We start from the raw sequence: 15127 nt of genomic DNA on the forward strand, positions 1-15127 counted from the left end.
CAGGAGTCGTCAATGGCTGTCACAATTAATGCAAACGGACTGAGTGTTGTTCATAAAGGTTCTGGGGGAGAGGCGAATGCGTCCGTACCTGATGTTTGTCTTACCAAAGTAGGCAAACCTATCGTGCCTATCCCATATGGGAACAACGCCAAGTCATCCGACTTAGCTGACGGTAGCACGACTGTAGTTGCTGATGGGGGCAACAGCATTGCATTAAAAGGCAGTAAGTTCTCAAAAAGCACTGGGGATGCGGCTGGCGACAAAAAAGGGGTGGCGTCCGGTACGATCGAAGCGGAGGCTGAGTTTGTTACCGCCTCATCTAATGTATTGATTGAGGGTAAAGGCGTCGCGCGTCATTCGGACCAAATGACGATGAACAAAGCCAATACCATGTGTTTCGGTGTGCAGAATCCGTCAGTCAGTGTGGATGAGGAAGCTGAGAGCGAATGCGATTTGCACGTCTGTGTGCGCTATCCCAATGGGCAACGCCTGACGAATGCAGAATATGCCTTAAAAGACGAAGGTGGTGCGTCTTTGGGGGCAGGGCAACTGGATGCGCGTGGCAAAAGCAGTGTTTCTGGCCTGAAGCCTGGCAAAGCGGTGATTCAGGTAGAAGAAAGCCGAGACGACTATGCGCTTACCCCCGTGAGAAGAGAAAACCCTCATTATTTAGCATCCATTCCCGATGGTGACTTTTTTGATATTGCCAGCAAAGGTCAGCGTGGCTTCTGGCAGCCGACTCGTATCGAAACCGGTTTGACGCCATGGGGGAGTATCGGGCAGTGCTTGAGCAGCGACGTATTTTTTCAGGATATTGTTGAAGCCGAAACAAAGCGCCACTTTCGCCACTTGCATCCGGAAACCACATACAACTTCGGCACGGTGAGTGATGCAGTTATTGGTAATCTGAATATGCCGCTTCCTCATACGACGGAAACCTTGTTGGCCTATTCAATGCCATTGAGTCTGGAGGAAGGTGAGTTACTCTCGGTGTTATTGCGTCTTGCGCCTCACGAAACCACCGATCGCATGCTGGCTTATATGCGAGCTCGTGGAACGGGCAACCCGCAATCCTACCTCGGTGGTTATGATTGGCGTGGTGCCGAGAAAACCATGAACGATGAGCTGGATAGTTTAATCGGCAAAATCAAGCAGCGCTTGGCCTTCCTAAAGGGAGAAGCGAGCAAGTTGCAATATGCCTATCTGTCGGAAGAGGTGTTTGACAAGCATATTGATACGATCAGCACTTACGCCAAAGGGTTGCCAGAGCTCGTTTCTGGAGTCTTCACTAAAATGCAATCCAAGGCCTCGACACTGCTGTCTAACACCAGCAACGTGAACGTGATTAAAGCGCCTGGCAATACCTATTCTGCAGAGGCAGGTGTGATAGAAGCCGTTGTCAATACCACGCAAAGCGTCGATTTGGTTGAACCCTATATGAATGAAGTGCCCGGGAAGATAGATAATGTGTTGCCTATCTATCCCGTGCGTTACGGGTATGCCAACTTCTTTGATACCATTCTGCCTGCTCAGGCGCCGCCGACTTTGCCTGAAATGGCGAGTGCTTCCGGCCTCAATGAAACTGGTGGTTATATTCTGCGCCTGCTGCGTGAAGGTTGGATTTACATCAAAGAAGAGGGGGATAAAGACCAACTGCATATCTTCCACTACGCTCAAACTGAAACCGCCACAGGCGTGATCGAAAAGTTCGAAAAATACTACTTTACCAACGAAGAAAACGCCCAAGATGGCCTAACGCTGGATACCTCATCCGGTTCGAACTTCTATCCGTTTGCGTTTGTTACGGCTGGTACTAAACAGATCTCCATTGCGTATTCCGAGCATGAATGGTCTGCCGCCGTCATTGACAACATGAACGACGATGAAGAACTGCGTAAAAAGGCTATGCAGCAAGTGGATTTGAGTTCGCCGCAAACCGAGTTTAGCCAAGAGGCGACGCAAGAGAACATTAGCGCTTTGGTTGAGGACTATCGTAATAACGATGAAAAATGGTTAGCAGACAAAGACAGTGCTAAACCAATGCCCCATGGCCTTGATTTGGCAACCACCACACTAAGTTATCACCTTGCTGCTGAAGGTGTGGTAGAAACCATGCAAAAAAGCCATAGCGAGCATAAAGACGGCACATTGGTGGCTTTGTTTGACCCTGTCGGCCGTCAGCGAGATATTGCCAATAAGCTCAGTATGACGATCGCTGAGGGGCAAGCCTATCAACAAAACAACCTCTATCCATTGACGATAGGAACCTATGCCAAAGCCTGTATGGACAGTACGGTGCCTGAAGTCAGTAAAGCCGCGCAAGAAAACCTTGATACACAAGCATTAACTGACTTTATAAATGCAAGTCAAGTCAAAATGGACAAGATTGCTAAAGAAACTCAGCAGTGGCTGAAGATGATGGATTACTTTGTTGCTGGAGAGGGAGCAAAAGACGAGATAGGGTCGCTGACTTTTTACCTGCAACATTATTTTGATGTTCGCCAAGAGGGCATAGTTAAACCGGCGTTGGAGCTGGCTAAATTGATGTTCTTGCTGGGTACACTCTTTGAAGGCGTGACCGCCAGCGAAGAAGGCATGGAAACCTTGGACGATTGGGTAGGTCAAGCGTTTATGACTGAGGCACTAACACCTGAAGATAATGCGGTGGGTGCCGCCTTTAAAATCGCAGAACGTATTTTTACCCAGTGCCAAGGGGGAAGTTGGCGTCAGTTGACTGGTGATGCGGGCAATCATGTTTTGAGTTCTATGGGGACTTTTTTGGCACGGATGCCCATTGCTTTTGATTATGTGGGCAAGCAAAGCGGAAAATGGGCCAAAATAGCGGGCAATGCAGGGTTGGAGAGATTTTATCGGACGACATTTCCTTCGATGCTCGATGCGCTTTTGGGGTTAAAAGTAACAGGAAATCGAGTGTCAGTACCTTTTGATGAGGTTGAGTCGCTGCTTGAGAAGCAGGCAAGAAAAGGCCGAGCTGCCGCGATATGGCAAAAGACAAAAACCAACTGGCATGAGCGTTTAATTGATTGGTCGGAAGTGAAAGCGGATGCGAAAGAGCAGCGCATTTTACAGCTTCTTGAGTTTGAGCCCACACCAACCTGCCCGAAGATAATCAAAACAATAATTGATAATCTTGAGAAGGCAACAAAACCAGCCAGCAAAACAGCCGTTCACATAAGCGCTTCTGTCGCTGATGCGGGGTTTGCTGCTTGGTCTTTTTTCCTTAATGTGGGGGCAATGTATGAGATGGGCACTCAAGAAGAATTTGCAGCCCTAGACCCAATTACCAATAAAGATGAGCTTTATCGAATGCTTAAAGTAAGCTCTACATTAAGCGCTTTGGTTGCCGATAGTGCGGCGCTGGCTAGATATGGCGCGAAATCGATTAATGCCACCGCTTCAATGCTTAACAGAGGGCTTAACGCTAATATGATACAGAAATACCTGCCCACGTTGAGTACTCAACTAGCCGATAAGCTGGGGCTAGCTAATGTTATGGCCCATAGCCAACATATGAATAATACCCTCGCTAAAGCACCAATAAAAAGTCTCGTTGTAGTCGCAACCTTAACTTCTGCTTCTAGTTATGGTTGGGATGCTTTGAAAGCCAAACGAAGTGGGAATACTGATTTAATGATAGGGAACGTGATGGGGGCTGGCTTTACGTTATTTATGTTTGGAACTTTATTCAGTGGTCCTGTTGGTTGGGCATTCTTTCTTGTGGGAATGGCAGGCTTGATTTGGAGTGATAGTATTATCTCGCGTTATACAAAAACGGGAATAGAGAATCTGCTTTTCAGGTGCTTCTGGGGTAAAAGTGAGGATTATTCATTTTGGAGTTTTATCGAGAGAGAAGACGCAGAGTTAGTCAGACAAAGACTCGAGCTTTATTCGTCTAAAGATAAAAAAGACACTTATTCTCAGTACCTGAAAAAAGCCTTTGAGATAGAGTCTCAAGAGTTTATTAATTATTTCTACTGGCCACAATTAAATATCGAAAGCACAATTATTTCACCAGGGGTTATGAGAGCAGATAAGCTTTATACGTACCACTTTGTCTTGCCAGAGTTTAAAATGGGTATTTCTCAACTTCATGGCAGTATGGTTAAAGAGTTTTATGATAGGTCTGGGCTTGTATCAACAGTGCCAATGACAGAGAATTTTAAACTCGCTTTGCTTGATGCGCTAAATAACCCACAGCAGTATCAGTTGAAAGAGGACGGCCTGCATTTAACCGTGAAGGTTGAGTGTTTATTTGAGCAAAGTCGCGCAATCGCAAGTGACCTTAGCTTAAAATGGTGTTATGAGCCAGAACCGTCATTGGTGGTGCCTAAACGTAAGCTAACGTCATCAGGTGATATAGATGGTCTGATGATAGGTATGATTGATGAACGCCCTAACAATAATGATTAAGGATTTGCTATGAAACGTCGATTTTGGGGCATGTTTACCACTAAAGCTCAGCCTTTTTCCAAGTGGTGGCAGGAATTTCGCTCTGAGGTAATTGTCATTCCTATGGAAGACCCACTCGACCCTATAGTGTCGGTAGATGATAAAGTGCTAACGGTAAGAACAGGCTACCATAACCGGCGCGATGCGATCCTTATTCCGCTGATGCTGGTGTTTAGCTTTTTTTCGATTTTAGCGCTTAATGATTGGTTGCCTAATTTTGAGCATAAAAAGAAGAAAGCATACGAAACGCTAGAGTTTGTTTCTCAACAGAGGACTCTTAAAAATCCAATGTCTTACATTGATGACCTTGAGGAATATGCCAATGCAATACTTAATGAAAATGGTGAGGTGACATGGTCAACTTATTTAAGGGCTAAGGAAGTAGAAGGCAAACTTGAGAGTTTTATGATTGGTTTTCTTCTTTTATGCTTTTTTTTATTACCGAGCATTGCTATGTGGCTCATTTTCTTTCTGAAACCCAGAGATGCCGAAGTCTACTTTGACCGCGAACGCCAAATTGTTTACTCGTGGCGTCATGGAAGGGTTGGAGCGGCCTGCTTTGATAAAATGGGGTTGATTGAAAACCAAGTTGGTATCAATATCGTGTTGCAGTTTGAAAACAAAAAGCAGAAGGGCTATCGCCCGATGGCGATTGTCGGTATTGATACTGGTAAGCTCGCTTTTCATACCGAAGCCGATACTACCTATCCATTAGCGCAAATCCTCGCTTTTATGGACCATGGTAAAAGTGCAGTGATCACTGGCTCCTCTTTTAAGCGCAAACCCGCCAAGTTTTTCTGGCGCGTGGATCCTAAACCAGACAACCTTGAACAACGCGTTAACGCCGCTCTTAAAGCCGAAGGGGATTTGGTTCATCACTACCAAACCCGCAGACCAAAAGGGCACGCGATATAGTTGACAGGGCGCTTTAATATTTATCTTTGGGTTGGTGTTAAAGCGCAAGTTAGTCTGCTCGGGCTATCTCCACCTAGGATTAAAAATGCAAAGAACCGATCAATCAATGCCATGGTGGAAAAGGCGCCATGCTCAATGGTTAACTAATTGACGGCAAGAGTTTAAAGACACTATTAAGCTTGATGCATACGCAAACCCTGGTGAGCCGATAGTGTCAGTTGATGATAATGTTCTGTCGATTCGCAATGCAGGACATAATATCCGAAAACTTACTTTTTTGTTTCTAAGAAACCAAAGCTCTTCGAACAGAGGTTGGAGAGAATACTGAATAAAGAACATGAACTGCCCGCTATCTACAAGGCAAAGAAATTGTAGGGGATGCTTATAAATAATAGGTATGTTACAGAAACTAATATTAGGCATGATTGATGAACGCCTGAACAATAATGATTAAGGATTGATTATTAAACGTCGATTTTTGGGCATGTTTACTACCAAAGCTTAGCCTTTTTCTAAATGGTGAAAGAAGTTCCTTGCCGAGGTGAACGTGGTGCCCACGGAGGAGCCGCTTGATCCTATTATGTCTGTCGACGATGAAGTCTTGTCTATCAGAACTGGCTACCACAATCGGTGTAACTATTACCTAATGCCTTGGATGCTATAGAAGTTCAGGGACGCCTGGGTAGATTTATAGAGGGTGCTGTGCTTTTAGCTTTAATGTGGTTTTTAGTAATTAGCATGTGGCTGATTTTCTTTCTAAACTGAGAGATGCTGAAGTATATTTTGACCGCCAACGTCAAATTGTTTATAGCTGGCGCCATGGCTGAGTGGTCGCGGCCTACTTTGATAAAATAGGTTTAATTGAAAACCACTCAGGTATCAACCTTGTGTTGCAGTTTGAAAACAAAAAACTAAAGGATTAGCGCCCGATGGCGATTGTTGGTATTGATACAGGTAAGTTAGCCTTTCATACTGAAACCGATACCACCTACCCATTGGCGCAAATACTCGCCTTTATGGAGCATGGCAAAGAAGCGGTGATTACCGGAGACTCATTTAGAAGGGAGCCAGCAAAATACTTCTTACGTAAAGATAAAAAGCCGGATAACTTTGAACAACGCGTTAACGCGGCTCTTGAGGCAGAAGGGGATTTAGTTCATCACTACCAAACCCACAGATTGAAGGGACATGCTATCTAAAAGATCTTCAGTCGCTGTGTAAGCAGCCGGAAAGCTCAGTAGTGTCTAAGTAACCAATGTCGCTCGTTTTCTGAATGACGCAGACTAGCTCATCAGAAACAAGACCTGTATCCCAGCTATAATAGGCCTCTCTCAGCTCTCAATCCTTGGTCAAGTATGGTGAAATTCTAAGGTCTTAATGGTACTGTACTGAACAGTTTTATTAGAGTCAGATTTTGTTATGCGTACTTCTACACAGCAGAAAAGAACCCGAATTATTGAAGTGGCGACGGAGCTTTTCATTGAGCAGGGTTACAAAGACACCTCGCTGGATCAAATTGTCGCGATTTGTGGTGGTTCTAAACAGACACTATATCGTTACTTTTCGAACAAAGAAGGGTTATTTGTTGAGGTCTTGGCACACAATACGAAAACCAGTTTGGAGTCGGCTTTTCGGTTGTTCGAGCGGCAAAACGAATCGTTGCAGGGGACGTTAGAAGATTTTGCCGGGAAGTATCTGAGAGGTATCTGCTCGAATCCGATCTTATCGTTGTATCGCATTATCTCTGCGGATTTTAACAAGCATGATTCTGTGCCAAATCAGTTTTGGCAGGATGGCCCGGTTCGCATCCATCAGTATTTGATTGAGTTTCTGAAAACCGACACAGTTAGCCAGCATTTGGACATTGAGGATGCGGATCTGGCGTGCGCACAGCTTCTCGCTTTGATTAAGTTGGATTATCAGAACATGGCGTTACTGGGGTTTGAGTTTCTGAGCGATGAGCAGTTGAATTGTCATGTAAGTAAAGCGGTGAAGGCATTTCTGGCGCTCTATCAACGCGAGAAATAGTAAAAGGGAGCGATTCGCTCCCTTTTACTATTTCTGAGTATGGGCGTAACCTTCCTATCTTTACCGCATGTTTGATTCTTTCTTGGCTACCAGTTTCTTGCCCACGAGCAGAATAGGGGCGAGCACCAGTATTGATACGATGAACATAATCAGCGAATTGTTCAATGCTAATGTTATGGTTTGCTCTTTCACTACACCATGAATTTGACTCATACCAAGAGCCTGTTGAGGCAGATATCCATTGGTGAGTAGCTCACTATTCAGTGCGTGTTGGTAGGCGGAGAAGCTTTGGCTGGATGCCTCCAGAGTTCTTCCCAGCTCTCCTGAGGCCTGAGCACTATGTTGTTGAGTTACACGTGATAAAAATGCGCCGCCAATCACACCACCCATGGTACGAAACAGATAGAAATTGGCGATGCCTTCCAGGCGATCATCCGCATTAAAGTACATCAATACTGCTATCGTTACTGATACGTTGAGCATTCCAACGCCAAAGCCACGCAGTAGCATTGGCAAAGGCAAGGATTCCGCACCGGCATAGCTTGGCAACTCACTGAACTGTTTTACGGATATCAGGAGCATCAACACACCGAAGGGGACTACAGCATCAGCAAGCTGACGTCGAAAGTAGTAAACCAGAACACTCACCAGCATCCCTGCTACCATCGCGACGAAAGAGGGCAGCAGGGCGTGTCCTGCACTGAGCGCGTTGTAGTGGAGCGCCTTTTTAAGAAAGTTAGAAAACAGCGCGGAGCTTGCCATCACAGCAAACCCGGCCAGAAAAGCGTTGTACATAAACACATTCGTTTTGAATCTGGCGTGTATCTGCATGGAGGCCGTATTCTGGTGACGGTGTCTGACGAGTAGGTATACGACTAATAGAATTAAAGCAGCGGTGATGGCCGCTAAATGCGCAAATTGTACAGAGTCGAACCAGTTGTAAAAGCCGCCGCGCATGAGTAGGTAAATGGTCAGACTGATTGCGGCGGTGGCAGGGACATAAAATAGCGCCCCCGATTTCTTTTTGGTTTTGAGCGTCACGGATATGGGCTTAAACAGGCTGAGGATGATCAGTGCTGAGAAATACAGCCATGATGCCAACACGCAAAACAGTGACCAATTGAATTGTTCCAGGACATCTGCCACCAACCAGGGATACGCTCCCATTGGAAGCAACGTTGAGAACAGTAAGGTCAACGCAATGATGGCCGGCATCCAACGTGCGTCAAAGGTGTGGAGTAAAAGCAAGTTGATCGTAACCAACATTATACTCATGGAAAAGCCGGCGCATACCCAAGTCAGCCAAAACAGTCCAGGAAGTGGCATTGGTAAATACAACACAATGTTGCAGGCCAGCCCGCCTCCCAGCGCAAACATTAAAAGGCGGTACGCACCAAAGTGCCGAACTAAGAGTGGAGAAAACAGATAACCGAGGACTTGAGCGATCATCATTGCGATTTTAACGCGGTCTGTTTCATCCAAAGAGAGCCTGAATGTTACCGCCATTTCGTGAGACATTTCAGTGAACATTACGGAGTTAATGCCAAACGCTGCCAAAGCAAACAGAGCCAGAAGTAGCAAAGGGGTTCGATTTTTCATCGGCGTTTAACCTTACTCAGAGATATCAATGGAAACTTCCGCGGAAAGGCCCGGATAAATGCGTTGTTTCAGTGATTCCGGGATATCCAGTTCAATACGCACGGGCACTCGCTGCACGACTTTCACAAAGTTACCGGTCGCGTTTTGTGGCGGTAGTAAGCTGAATTGTGCTCCGGTTGCTGGCGTAATGGAGGTGACTCGCCCGCGCAGTGGCTTGTCGGGATACATGTCTAACGTTACTTCAACGCCTTGCCCAGGCAAAACATGTTCCAGTTGGGTTTCTTTGAAGTTCGCTTCCACCCAAATGTAGTCTGGGACCATCACGATCAGCCCCATTCCGGGTTGGACAAGCTTACCTACCTGTACTTGTCTGTCGGCAATAAATCCGTCAAAAGGCGCTTGGATGATGGTGCGTTCTAATGCGATGTTTGCCAAACGCAGGTTAGCTTCAGCCTGTTGCTTCTGCGCAGTGAGTTGCTGCTTATTGACCAACAACGCTTCGTACTGCTTTTGCTCGGCGGTAACCGCCAGTTTGGCTGTTTCCAGACGACTGTTGGCTTCAATGGCGCGTGTTTTTTGCGCTTCGTATTGGTTCTTGCTTACCGACTGCTTTTGTACGAGACGAGACAATCGTTTGAACTCGGCCATTTGGTGGCGGGCGTTAGCATCAGCACTGTGGATTGTCTGCTGTGCTTGTTCGATCTTTACCAGTTGCATCTCGGTTTTTGTCTGATTCGCGCTTAGCGCGGTATTGGCGACCTCCAGCGCAGAGCGCGCAATTTGTTGATTCGCAACAAAGTCTTCATCGTCAATAGAAAATAGGGGATCGCCTTTGCTGACCCACTGATTGTCCTCGACAAAAAGTTGGCTGACTTGGCCACCGACCTCTGGTGATATCGCGGTGACATCGGAGTGAATGTACGCATTATCGGTGGTCACTATGTTGGGTTGATAGAACGCTATTCCGGCAGTAATGAGTGAACCGACAATGAGTGAGAGTGCGATAACTTTTTTCTTCATTTGGAGAACCTGAATTAAATAACTCCGACAAACTGTACTGTACGGTACAGTTTTAGTAAAGTGACTTTTGATCATTCTGGAGGAGAAGATCCACAAGATGGTGAGTTCGAAAGGTTGATGTGTAAGGCAGGTGAGGGAGGGTTATTTAGAGCAATTTATTGAAAAAACGTAGCGAAAAGGGAAATGCCTGCATGGCTGTGACTGAAGCATTGGTCACGGAGGTCTTTTGTATCAATATGGTGGCTACGCAAGCACAACGCCCGCCGAGTTGGCGGGCGTTGTGACTCTGGTTTATGCCACTTCGGGGACGGGTTTGTGGATTTCGTCCAGCGGATCGGGCTCTTTTTTGACGGGAGCAATCTGACCTTCTTCAACGGCATGTTGGTAGCAGCCGCTGAGTTTAATGGCCAAGTACATATCGGCCCGCAGAATCACACCACTTTCACCGACGGGGACACCGCTGAGCTCGCACCACTGACGCAGACTACGCTTCCGCCCGGCCAGGATCAGTCGTATTCCTTTTTTGCGCAGGATACTTTGAACATCCGACAGCATGGCCATCACGCTCAAATCGAGGTGAGTAAAGCTGGCCACGGCGTCAATGATGACGCACCCAGTATCGGCTCTATTTTGTTCCGCCTGCTCCAGGATGCGACGTTTGAAATATGGCGCATTAAAGTACGTCAGGGGGGAGTTAAAGCGGAAAATAACGATGCCCGGGATCGGAGTGGCTTTGCCTGAATCATCGATCGTGCGGATGGTGCCAGCATCGTCCAGCCCGAGCATTTGGTCGCTCGGTCGCATCACCACACGGATAAACTGAAACAGGCCAAGGAGCACGGCCAGAGTAATGCCCGGGATAACGCCGATCACCAGCACAGAGACAAAGGTGATGGTGGCAAGAATAAACGCATCTTTATCGCGCTTTCTGAGCGACCAGATGCCTTTCAGGTCGAGCAGAGATGTCGAGGCAATAATCAAAACCACACCGAGCGCCGCGATAGGGATGTATTGCAACGGTTGATAGATAAATATCGCAACCAGAGCAATAACAACCGCTGCAATGATTTGGACCAGTTGTGATTTGCCTCCGTTGGCATCGTTCACGGCGGTGCGGGAATCGGCGCCACTGATAGCAAATCCTTGTGAAAACGCCGAGGCCAGATTGGCAAACCCGAGAGCGCGGAACTCCCTGTCAGCATCGATATCGTACCCGTTTTTAGCAGCGAAACTGCGTGCGGTGAGCATCATACTGACGAAACTGACCAGAGCCAGGTTGAGTGCGGGCATGACCAGCTCTCGACTGACACCGATATCAAAAATCGGCGCCTGAAAAATAGGTAAGCCTCCTTCTATCGCGCCGACCACTTGCACGCCCATGGTATCCAGTTGCGTTGACCAAACCAAAAACGTCGCAACGATAATGGCGATCATCGCCGCAGGCCAGTTTGGTCGGTAACGTTTGGAAGCAAAGTAGATGGCGGTGGTCACCAGAGTGATCATCAGCGTTTGCCAGTGCACATCCAGCAGCAAAGAGGGCGCTTCAATTAACCGCTCAAGCAAGTAACGCTGTTCAAAATTCAATCCAGAGACCTTAGCAAACTGGCCGACAATGATAGTGAGCGCCACACCGTTGAGTAGACCTAGCAGAATGGGGCGTGACAGGAAGTCAGCGAGAATGCCGAGTTTAAAACGACTCGCCAGTACGCACCACAGACCTGTCATGGCGGTCATGGTCATGACCAATTGCCAGTGTTTGGTGGCGTCACCGGCCGCTAGAGGTGTGACGACGGCTGCGATAACTGCACAGGTTGCGGCATCCGGTCCAACAATCAACTGACGGGAAGTACCGAATAACGCATACACCATCATCGGCAGGATACAAGAGTAGAGGCCGACGATGGCCGATACGCCAGTCAGCTGCGCGTAGGCAATGGCGACGGGCAGTGCGACGGCCACGACGGAAAATGCTGCGCGCGCATCGTCTTTTAACCACTTCCGTTCATAGTGTTTAAGTTGATAGAGTCCGGGCATCCACTGCTGCAACAACAACGCCGTTTTCAATTCTGCTAATCCTTATCCAATTAGATGAATACACAAAGTATGATTTAAGCATAACTCAAGATTCACAAAGGCAGATAGCTAATTTACTGATTCCTAAATGGTAAGTTTCAAACGTGTCGCGAGCGTGATAAACAGCATGGTGATTGACGAGCGTACAGTGTTACAGTGAACACCGGGATAAGTACAACGTAGCTGATTGAAAAGGAGGGCAAACCATGAACGAGAAACCCAATACCAGCGCGCAGCGCGTGCAAGACTTTCTGGCTGATCGGGGTTATGAGTTAGTGATCAGGCAATTTCCCAGTTCAACCCGTACCGCTCTGGAAGCGGCGCAAGCCATTGGTTGCGATGTGGGTCAGATTGCGAAATCATTGATCTTTCGCTCGGAAACAACGGGAGAACCTGTGCTGGTGGTCGCGTCTGGCCGCAATCGGGTCGACATGAATAAACTGACCGAACTCACTGGCCTAACGCTTGATAAAGCCAATGCCGGGTTTGTAAAACAAGCCGTTGGATTTACCATTGGTGGCGTTCCGCCGGTCGCGCACCTTCGTCCGGTAACGACCTTTCTTGACCAGGATCTTAAACAGTATTCGCAAATTTGGGCAGCCGCGGGCACGCCCAATTCGGTGTTTGCGTTAGACACCTGCCATCTGGAGGAGATGACGCAAGGACGCTGGTTGGAAATTGCGGAATAAAAAGCCCGGCAGATCACCGGGCTCTGGTTGCCAGTGTTTGTCGGGGAGAAGTTATGCCACCATTTCATCGCAGAAAAGATGGGCGAAACCAATCCCGTTCATGGCACAACTTTCGTCAACATCAGATACGTCACCACTGACCCCGACCGCGCCAAGAATGTTTTTTTCAGCGTCGCGGATCAGCAGCCCGCCGGGAACCGGAACCATGTTTCCGTGTGCGAGTACATTGACGGCGGAGATAAACGCGGGTCGATTGTCTGCATCCTGAGCGAGTTTTCTCGATGAACAACCGAGTGCCAGTGCGCCCCAGGCTTTAGCTATCGCAATGTCTGGGCGCATCATGCTTGAGCCGTCCTGACGCTGTAGCGAAATCAATTTACCTCCGCTGTCGAGTACTGCGACGGTCAGAGGCGCACTTTGGGTTTTCAGGCCAGCCTGAAACGTGCCATCGATGATGGCTAGCGCTTGTTGTAGAGTCAAACTTCCCATGTTATCTCCTGATTTTCTCTTCTACACGGCTCCTAAGAGCTCGTAACTTGGAAGGGTCAGGAAGGTGGCGAACTCGCTGGCTGTAGACAGCTTGAAGAAAAGGTCAGCAGTTTGTTCAAAGCGGCCAGCAGCATAACGAGCTTCACCCACTTCCTGTTTGATGGTGTCGAGTTCCTGATACAGCCATGTATGGAACAGTTGTTTGGTAAATTGCTGGCCGTCATCCAGCGTGATGCCGTGATGAATCCATTGCCAGATGTTTGCCCGTGAAATCTCCGCGGTTGCGGCATCCTCCATCAGGCCATAAATAGGTACACAACCGTGGCCCTGAATCCAGGCCTCGATGTAATACAACGCGATGCGGATATTTTTCCGTACACCGGCTTCATCACGGCTACCGTCGCAAGGTTGCAGCAGGGTGGCTGCGCTGATCTCGTGGGTCGGGCTGACAAAATCGAGTTGATTGGGTTTACCCGATAGATTTTTCTCGAACACAGACATGGCCAGGTCCACCAGTGCAGGGTGCGCAACCCATGTGCCGTCGTGCCCGTTGAGTGATTCGCGCTCTTTATCCTCTATGACTTTTGCGGTTACGCGCGCCATTTCAGCCGGGTCCTTAGCAGGAATAAACGCAGACATTCCCCCCATGGCCAGTGCGCCGCGCTGATGACAAGTGCGTACCAGTAACTGGCTGTAGGCATTGAGAAAGGCTTTATCCATTCCAACGACATGACGATCCGGCAGGATACGATCTGGGTGATTTTTCAATGTTTTGATGTAGCTGAAGATGTAGTCCCAGCGCCCGCAGTTCATAGCGACGATGTGATCACGCATGGCATATAACATTTCGTCCATTTGGAACACTGCAGGTAAGGTTTCGATCAATACCGTGGCACGAATAGTCCCTCTGGCAACGCCGAAGTGATCTTCGGTAAAACGAAATACATCGTCCCACCATTGTGCTTCTTCCATACTTTCCAGCTTAGGAATGTAGTAATAGACACCCAGCCCTTTTTCGGCGCGAACTTGGTGGTTATGGAAGAAGTACAGTGCGAAATCCATCAGGCAACCGGGGATCGGTTTGCCGTTAAACTGGATAGATTGCTCAGGCAGGTGCAGGCCGCGTGGTCGAGCAATCAATAGGGCAGGGTTGTCCGTCAGCTGATAGTGTTTATTTTTGTTCTCATCATAGTAGCTGATGGTACCCTGATTGGCATCTCTGAGGTTAATCTGGCCTTCCACCATATTTGCCCATGTTGGAGAAGAGGCATCCTCAAAGCAGCACATAAAAACCTTGGCACCGGAATTCAGCGCGTTGATCACCATTTTTCGATCTACGGGGCCGGTGATTTCGACCCGACGATCTAAAAGCTCCGGTGGAGGCGTCGCCACTTTCCAGCTTTTATCCTCACGGATGGCTCGTGTGTCTTCTCTGAAGTCTGGCAGTTCACCGCTGTCAAACCGCTGCTGCAGTTCAGAGCGAGCCTGTAACAAAGCATCGCGTCTCGGCGCGAATTCGTTCACCAGCGTGTGCAAAAATGCCAGTGCGTCCTGAGACAAAATCGCGCGATAGTCAGAGTTATCCATGTTTCCCGTTACGTGCAGACAGCCTGTTTGTTCTTGTTCCGCCACATCGTTCAAACCCATTGTTTGTCTCCTTTAAACAATACTGATTGATATTGTGTACAAAAATAACCTTGTACGAATACTTATATTTTATTCGATGTAAACAATCAAAGGTTATTTAACATTTATTTTTCATTTGTGATTTTGGGAAAATATTTTTACGTAAAGATAATTCATGTAAAGCAATGATTTCTAAGGATTGCGGGGTAAGCAGATGC

At 47.7% G+C, this 15127-nt stretch carries 10 protein-coding genes; 5 read left to right on the forward strand and 5 right to left on the reverse strand.

Annotated features, from left to right (window positions below; genetic code table 11):
* The first annotated feature begins 12 nt into the window (after positions 1-12).
* The 4 genes from VPR01S_RS09435 (at position 13) to VPR01S_RS09450 (ending at position 7413) form a co-directional block, all read left to right on the forward strand.
* A complete protein-coding gene (locus VPR01S_RS09435) occupies positions 13-4431 on the forward strand; it encodes a PAAR-like domain-containing protein (protein WP_021705093.1) in 4419 nt (1472 codons plus the stop codon).
* Positions 4432-4440: 9 nt separating this feature from the next.
* On the forward strand, positions 4441-5385 hold the full coding sequence (locus VPR01S_RS09440) for a hypothetical protein (RefSeq protein WP_021705094.1): 945 nt from the start codon (positions 4441-4443) through the stop codon (positions 5383-5385).
* 929 nt (positions 5386-6314) lie between these two features.
* On the forward strand, positions 6315-6584 hold the full coding sequence (locus VPR01S_RS23050) for a hypothetical protein (protein ID WP_021705095.1): 270 nt from the start codon (positions 6315-6317) through the stop codon (positions 6582-6584).
* Positions 6585-6804: 220 nt separating this feature from the next.
* Positions 6805-7413 (forward strand): TetR/AcrR family transcriptional regulator, encoded by a 609-nt coding sequence (locus tag VPR01S_RS09450; RefSeq protein WP_021705096.1) that lies wholly within the window; start codon positions 6805-6807, stop codon positions 7411-7413.
* Between the two features lie 60 nt (positions 7414-7473).
* Here VPR01S_RS09450 and VPR01S_RS09455 read toward each other — a convergent pair whose 3' ends face one another.
* The 3 genes from VPR01S_RS09455 to VPR01S_RS09465 all read right to left on the reverse strand — a co-directional run bounded on the left by VPR01S_RS09455 (position 7474) and on the right by VPR01S_RS09465 (position 12066).
* On the reverse strand, positions 7474-9012 hold the full coding sequence (locus VPR01S_RS09455) for an MFS transporter (RefSeq protein WP_021705097.1): 1539 nt from the start codon (positions 9010-9012) through the stop codon (positions 7474-7476).
* Between the two features lie 12 nt (positions 9013-9024).
* Positions 9025-10032: an HlyD family secretion protein gene (locus VPR01S_RS09460; RefSeq protein WP_021705098.1), complete on the reverse strand. Its 1008-nt coding sequence runs from the start codon at positions 10030-10032 to the stop codon at positions 9025-9027.
* A 291-nt stretch (positions 10033-10323) separates the two neighbouring features.
* A complete protein-coding gene (locus tag VPR01S_RS09465; protein ID WP_040902524.1) occupies positions 10324-12066 on the reverse strand; it encodes a SulP family inorganic anion transporter in 1743 nt (580 codons plus the stop codon).
* Between the two features lie 245 nt (positions 12067-12311).
* Between VPR01S_RS09465 and VPR01S_RS09470 the strand changes: the two genes are divergently transcribed.
* Positions 12312-12794 (forward strand): YbaK/EbsC family protein, encoded by a 483-nt coding sequence (locus VPR01S_RS09470; RefSeq protein WP_021705100.1) that lies wholly within the window; start codon positions 12312-12314, stop codon positions 12792-12794.
* Between the two features lie 51 nt (positions 12795-12845).
* Here VPR01S_RS09470 and VPR01S_RS09475 read toward each other — a convergent pair whose 3' ends face one another.
* Both VPR01S_RS09475 and aceB read right to left on the reverse strand, forming a co-directional pair.
* A complete protein-coding gene (locus tag VPR01S_RS09475; protein WP_021705101.1) occupies positions 12846-13283 on the reverse strand; it encodes a GlcG/HbpS family heme-binding protein in 438 nt (145 codons plus the stop codon).
* A gap of 21 nt (positions 13284-13304) precedes the next feature.
* A complete protein-coding gene (aceB, locus tag VPR01S_RS09480) occupies positions 13305-14930 on the reverse strand; it encodes a malate synthase A (protein ID WP_021705102.1) in 1626 nt (541 codons plus the stop codon).
* Positions 14931-15127 lie beyond the last annotated feature (197 nt).

It is taken from the genome of Vibrio proteolyticus NBRC 13287, assembly GCF_000467125.1.
GTDB classification, from domain to species: Bacteria; Pseudomonadota; Gammaproteobacteria; order Enterobacterales; family Vibrionaceae; genus Vibrio; species Vibrio proteolyticus.

Excerpts from the sequence above, each read along its gene's own strand:
- VPR01S_RS09460 (WP_021705098.1), bottom strand. The coding sequence starts at position 10,032 with ATGAAGAAAAAAGTTATCGCACTCTCACTCATTGTCGGTTCACTCATT.
- VPR01S_RS23050 (WP_021705095.1), top strand. The coding sequence starts at position 6,315 with ATGGCGATTGTTGGTATTGATACAGGTAAGTTAGCCTTTCATACTGAA.
- VPR01S_RS09470 (WP_021705100.1), top strand. The coding sequence starts at position 12,312 with ATGAACGAGAAACCCAATACCAGCGCGCAGCGCGTGCAAGACTTTCTG.
- VPR01S_RS09435 (WP_021705093.1), top strand. The coding sequence starts at position 13 with ATGGCTGTCACAATTAATGCAAACGGACTGAGTGTTGTTCATAAAGGT.
- aceB (WP_021705102.1), bottom strand. The coding sequence starts at position 14,930 with ATGGGTTTGAACGATGTGGCGGAACAAGAACAAACAGGCTGTCTGCAC.
- VPR01S_RS09465 (WP_040902524.1), bottom strand. The coding sequence starts at position 12,066 with ATGCCCGGACTCTATCAACTTAAACACTATGAACGGAAGTGGTTAAAA.
- VPR01S_RS09450 (WP_021705096.1), top strand. The coding sequence starts at position 6,805 with ATGCGTACTTCTACACAGCAGAAAAGAACCCGAATTATTGAAGTGGCG.
- VPR01S_RS09440 (WP_021705094.1), top strand. The coding sequence starts at position 4,441 with ATGAAACGTCGATTTTGGGGCATGTTTACCACTAAAGCTCAGCCTTTT.
- VPR01S_RS09455 (WP_021705097.1), bottom strand. The coding sequence starts at position 9,012 with ATGAAAAATCGAACCCCTTTGCTACTTCTGGCTCTGTTTGCTTTGGCA.
- VPR01S_RS09475 (WP_021705101.1), bottom strand. The coding sequence starts at position 13,283 with ATGGGAAGTTTGACTCTACAACAAGCGCTAGCCATCATCGATGGCACG.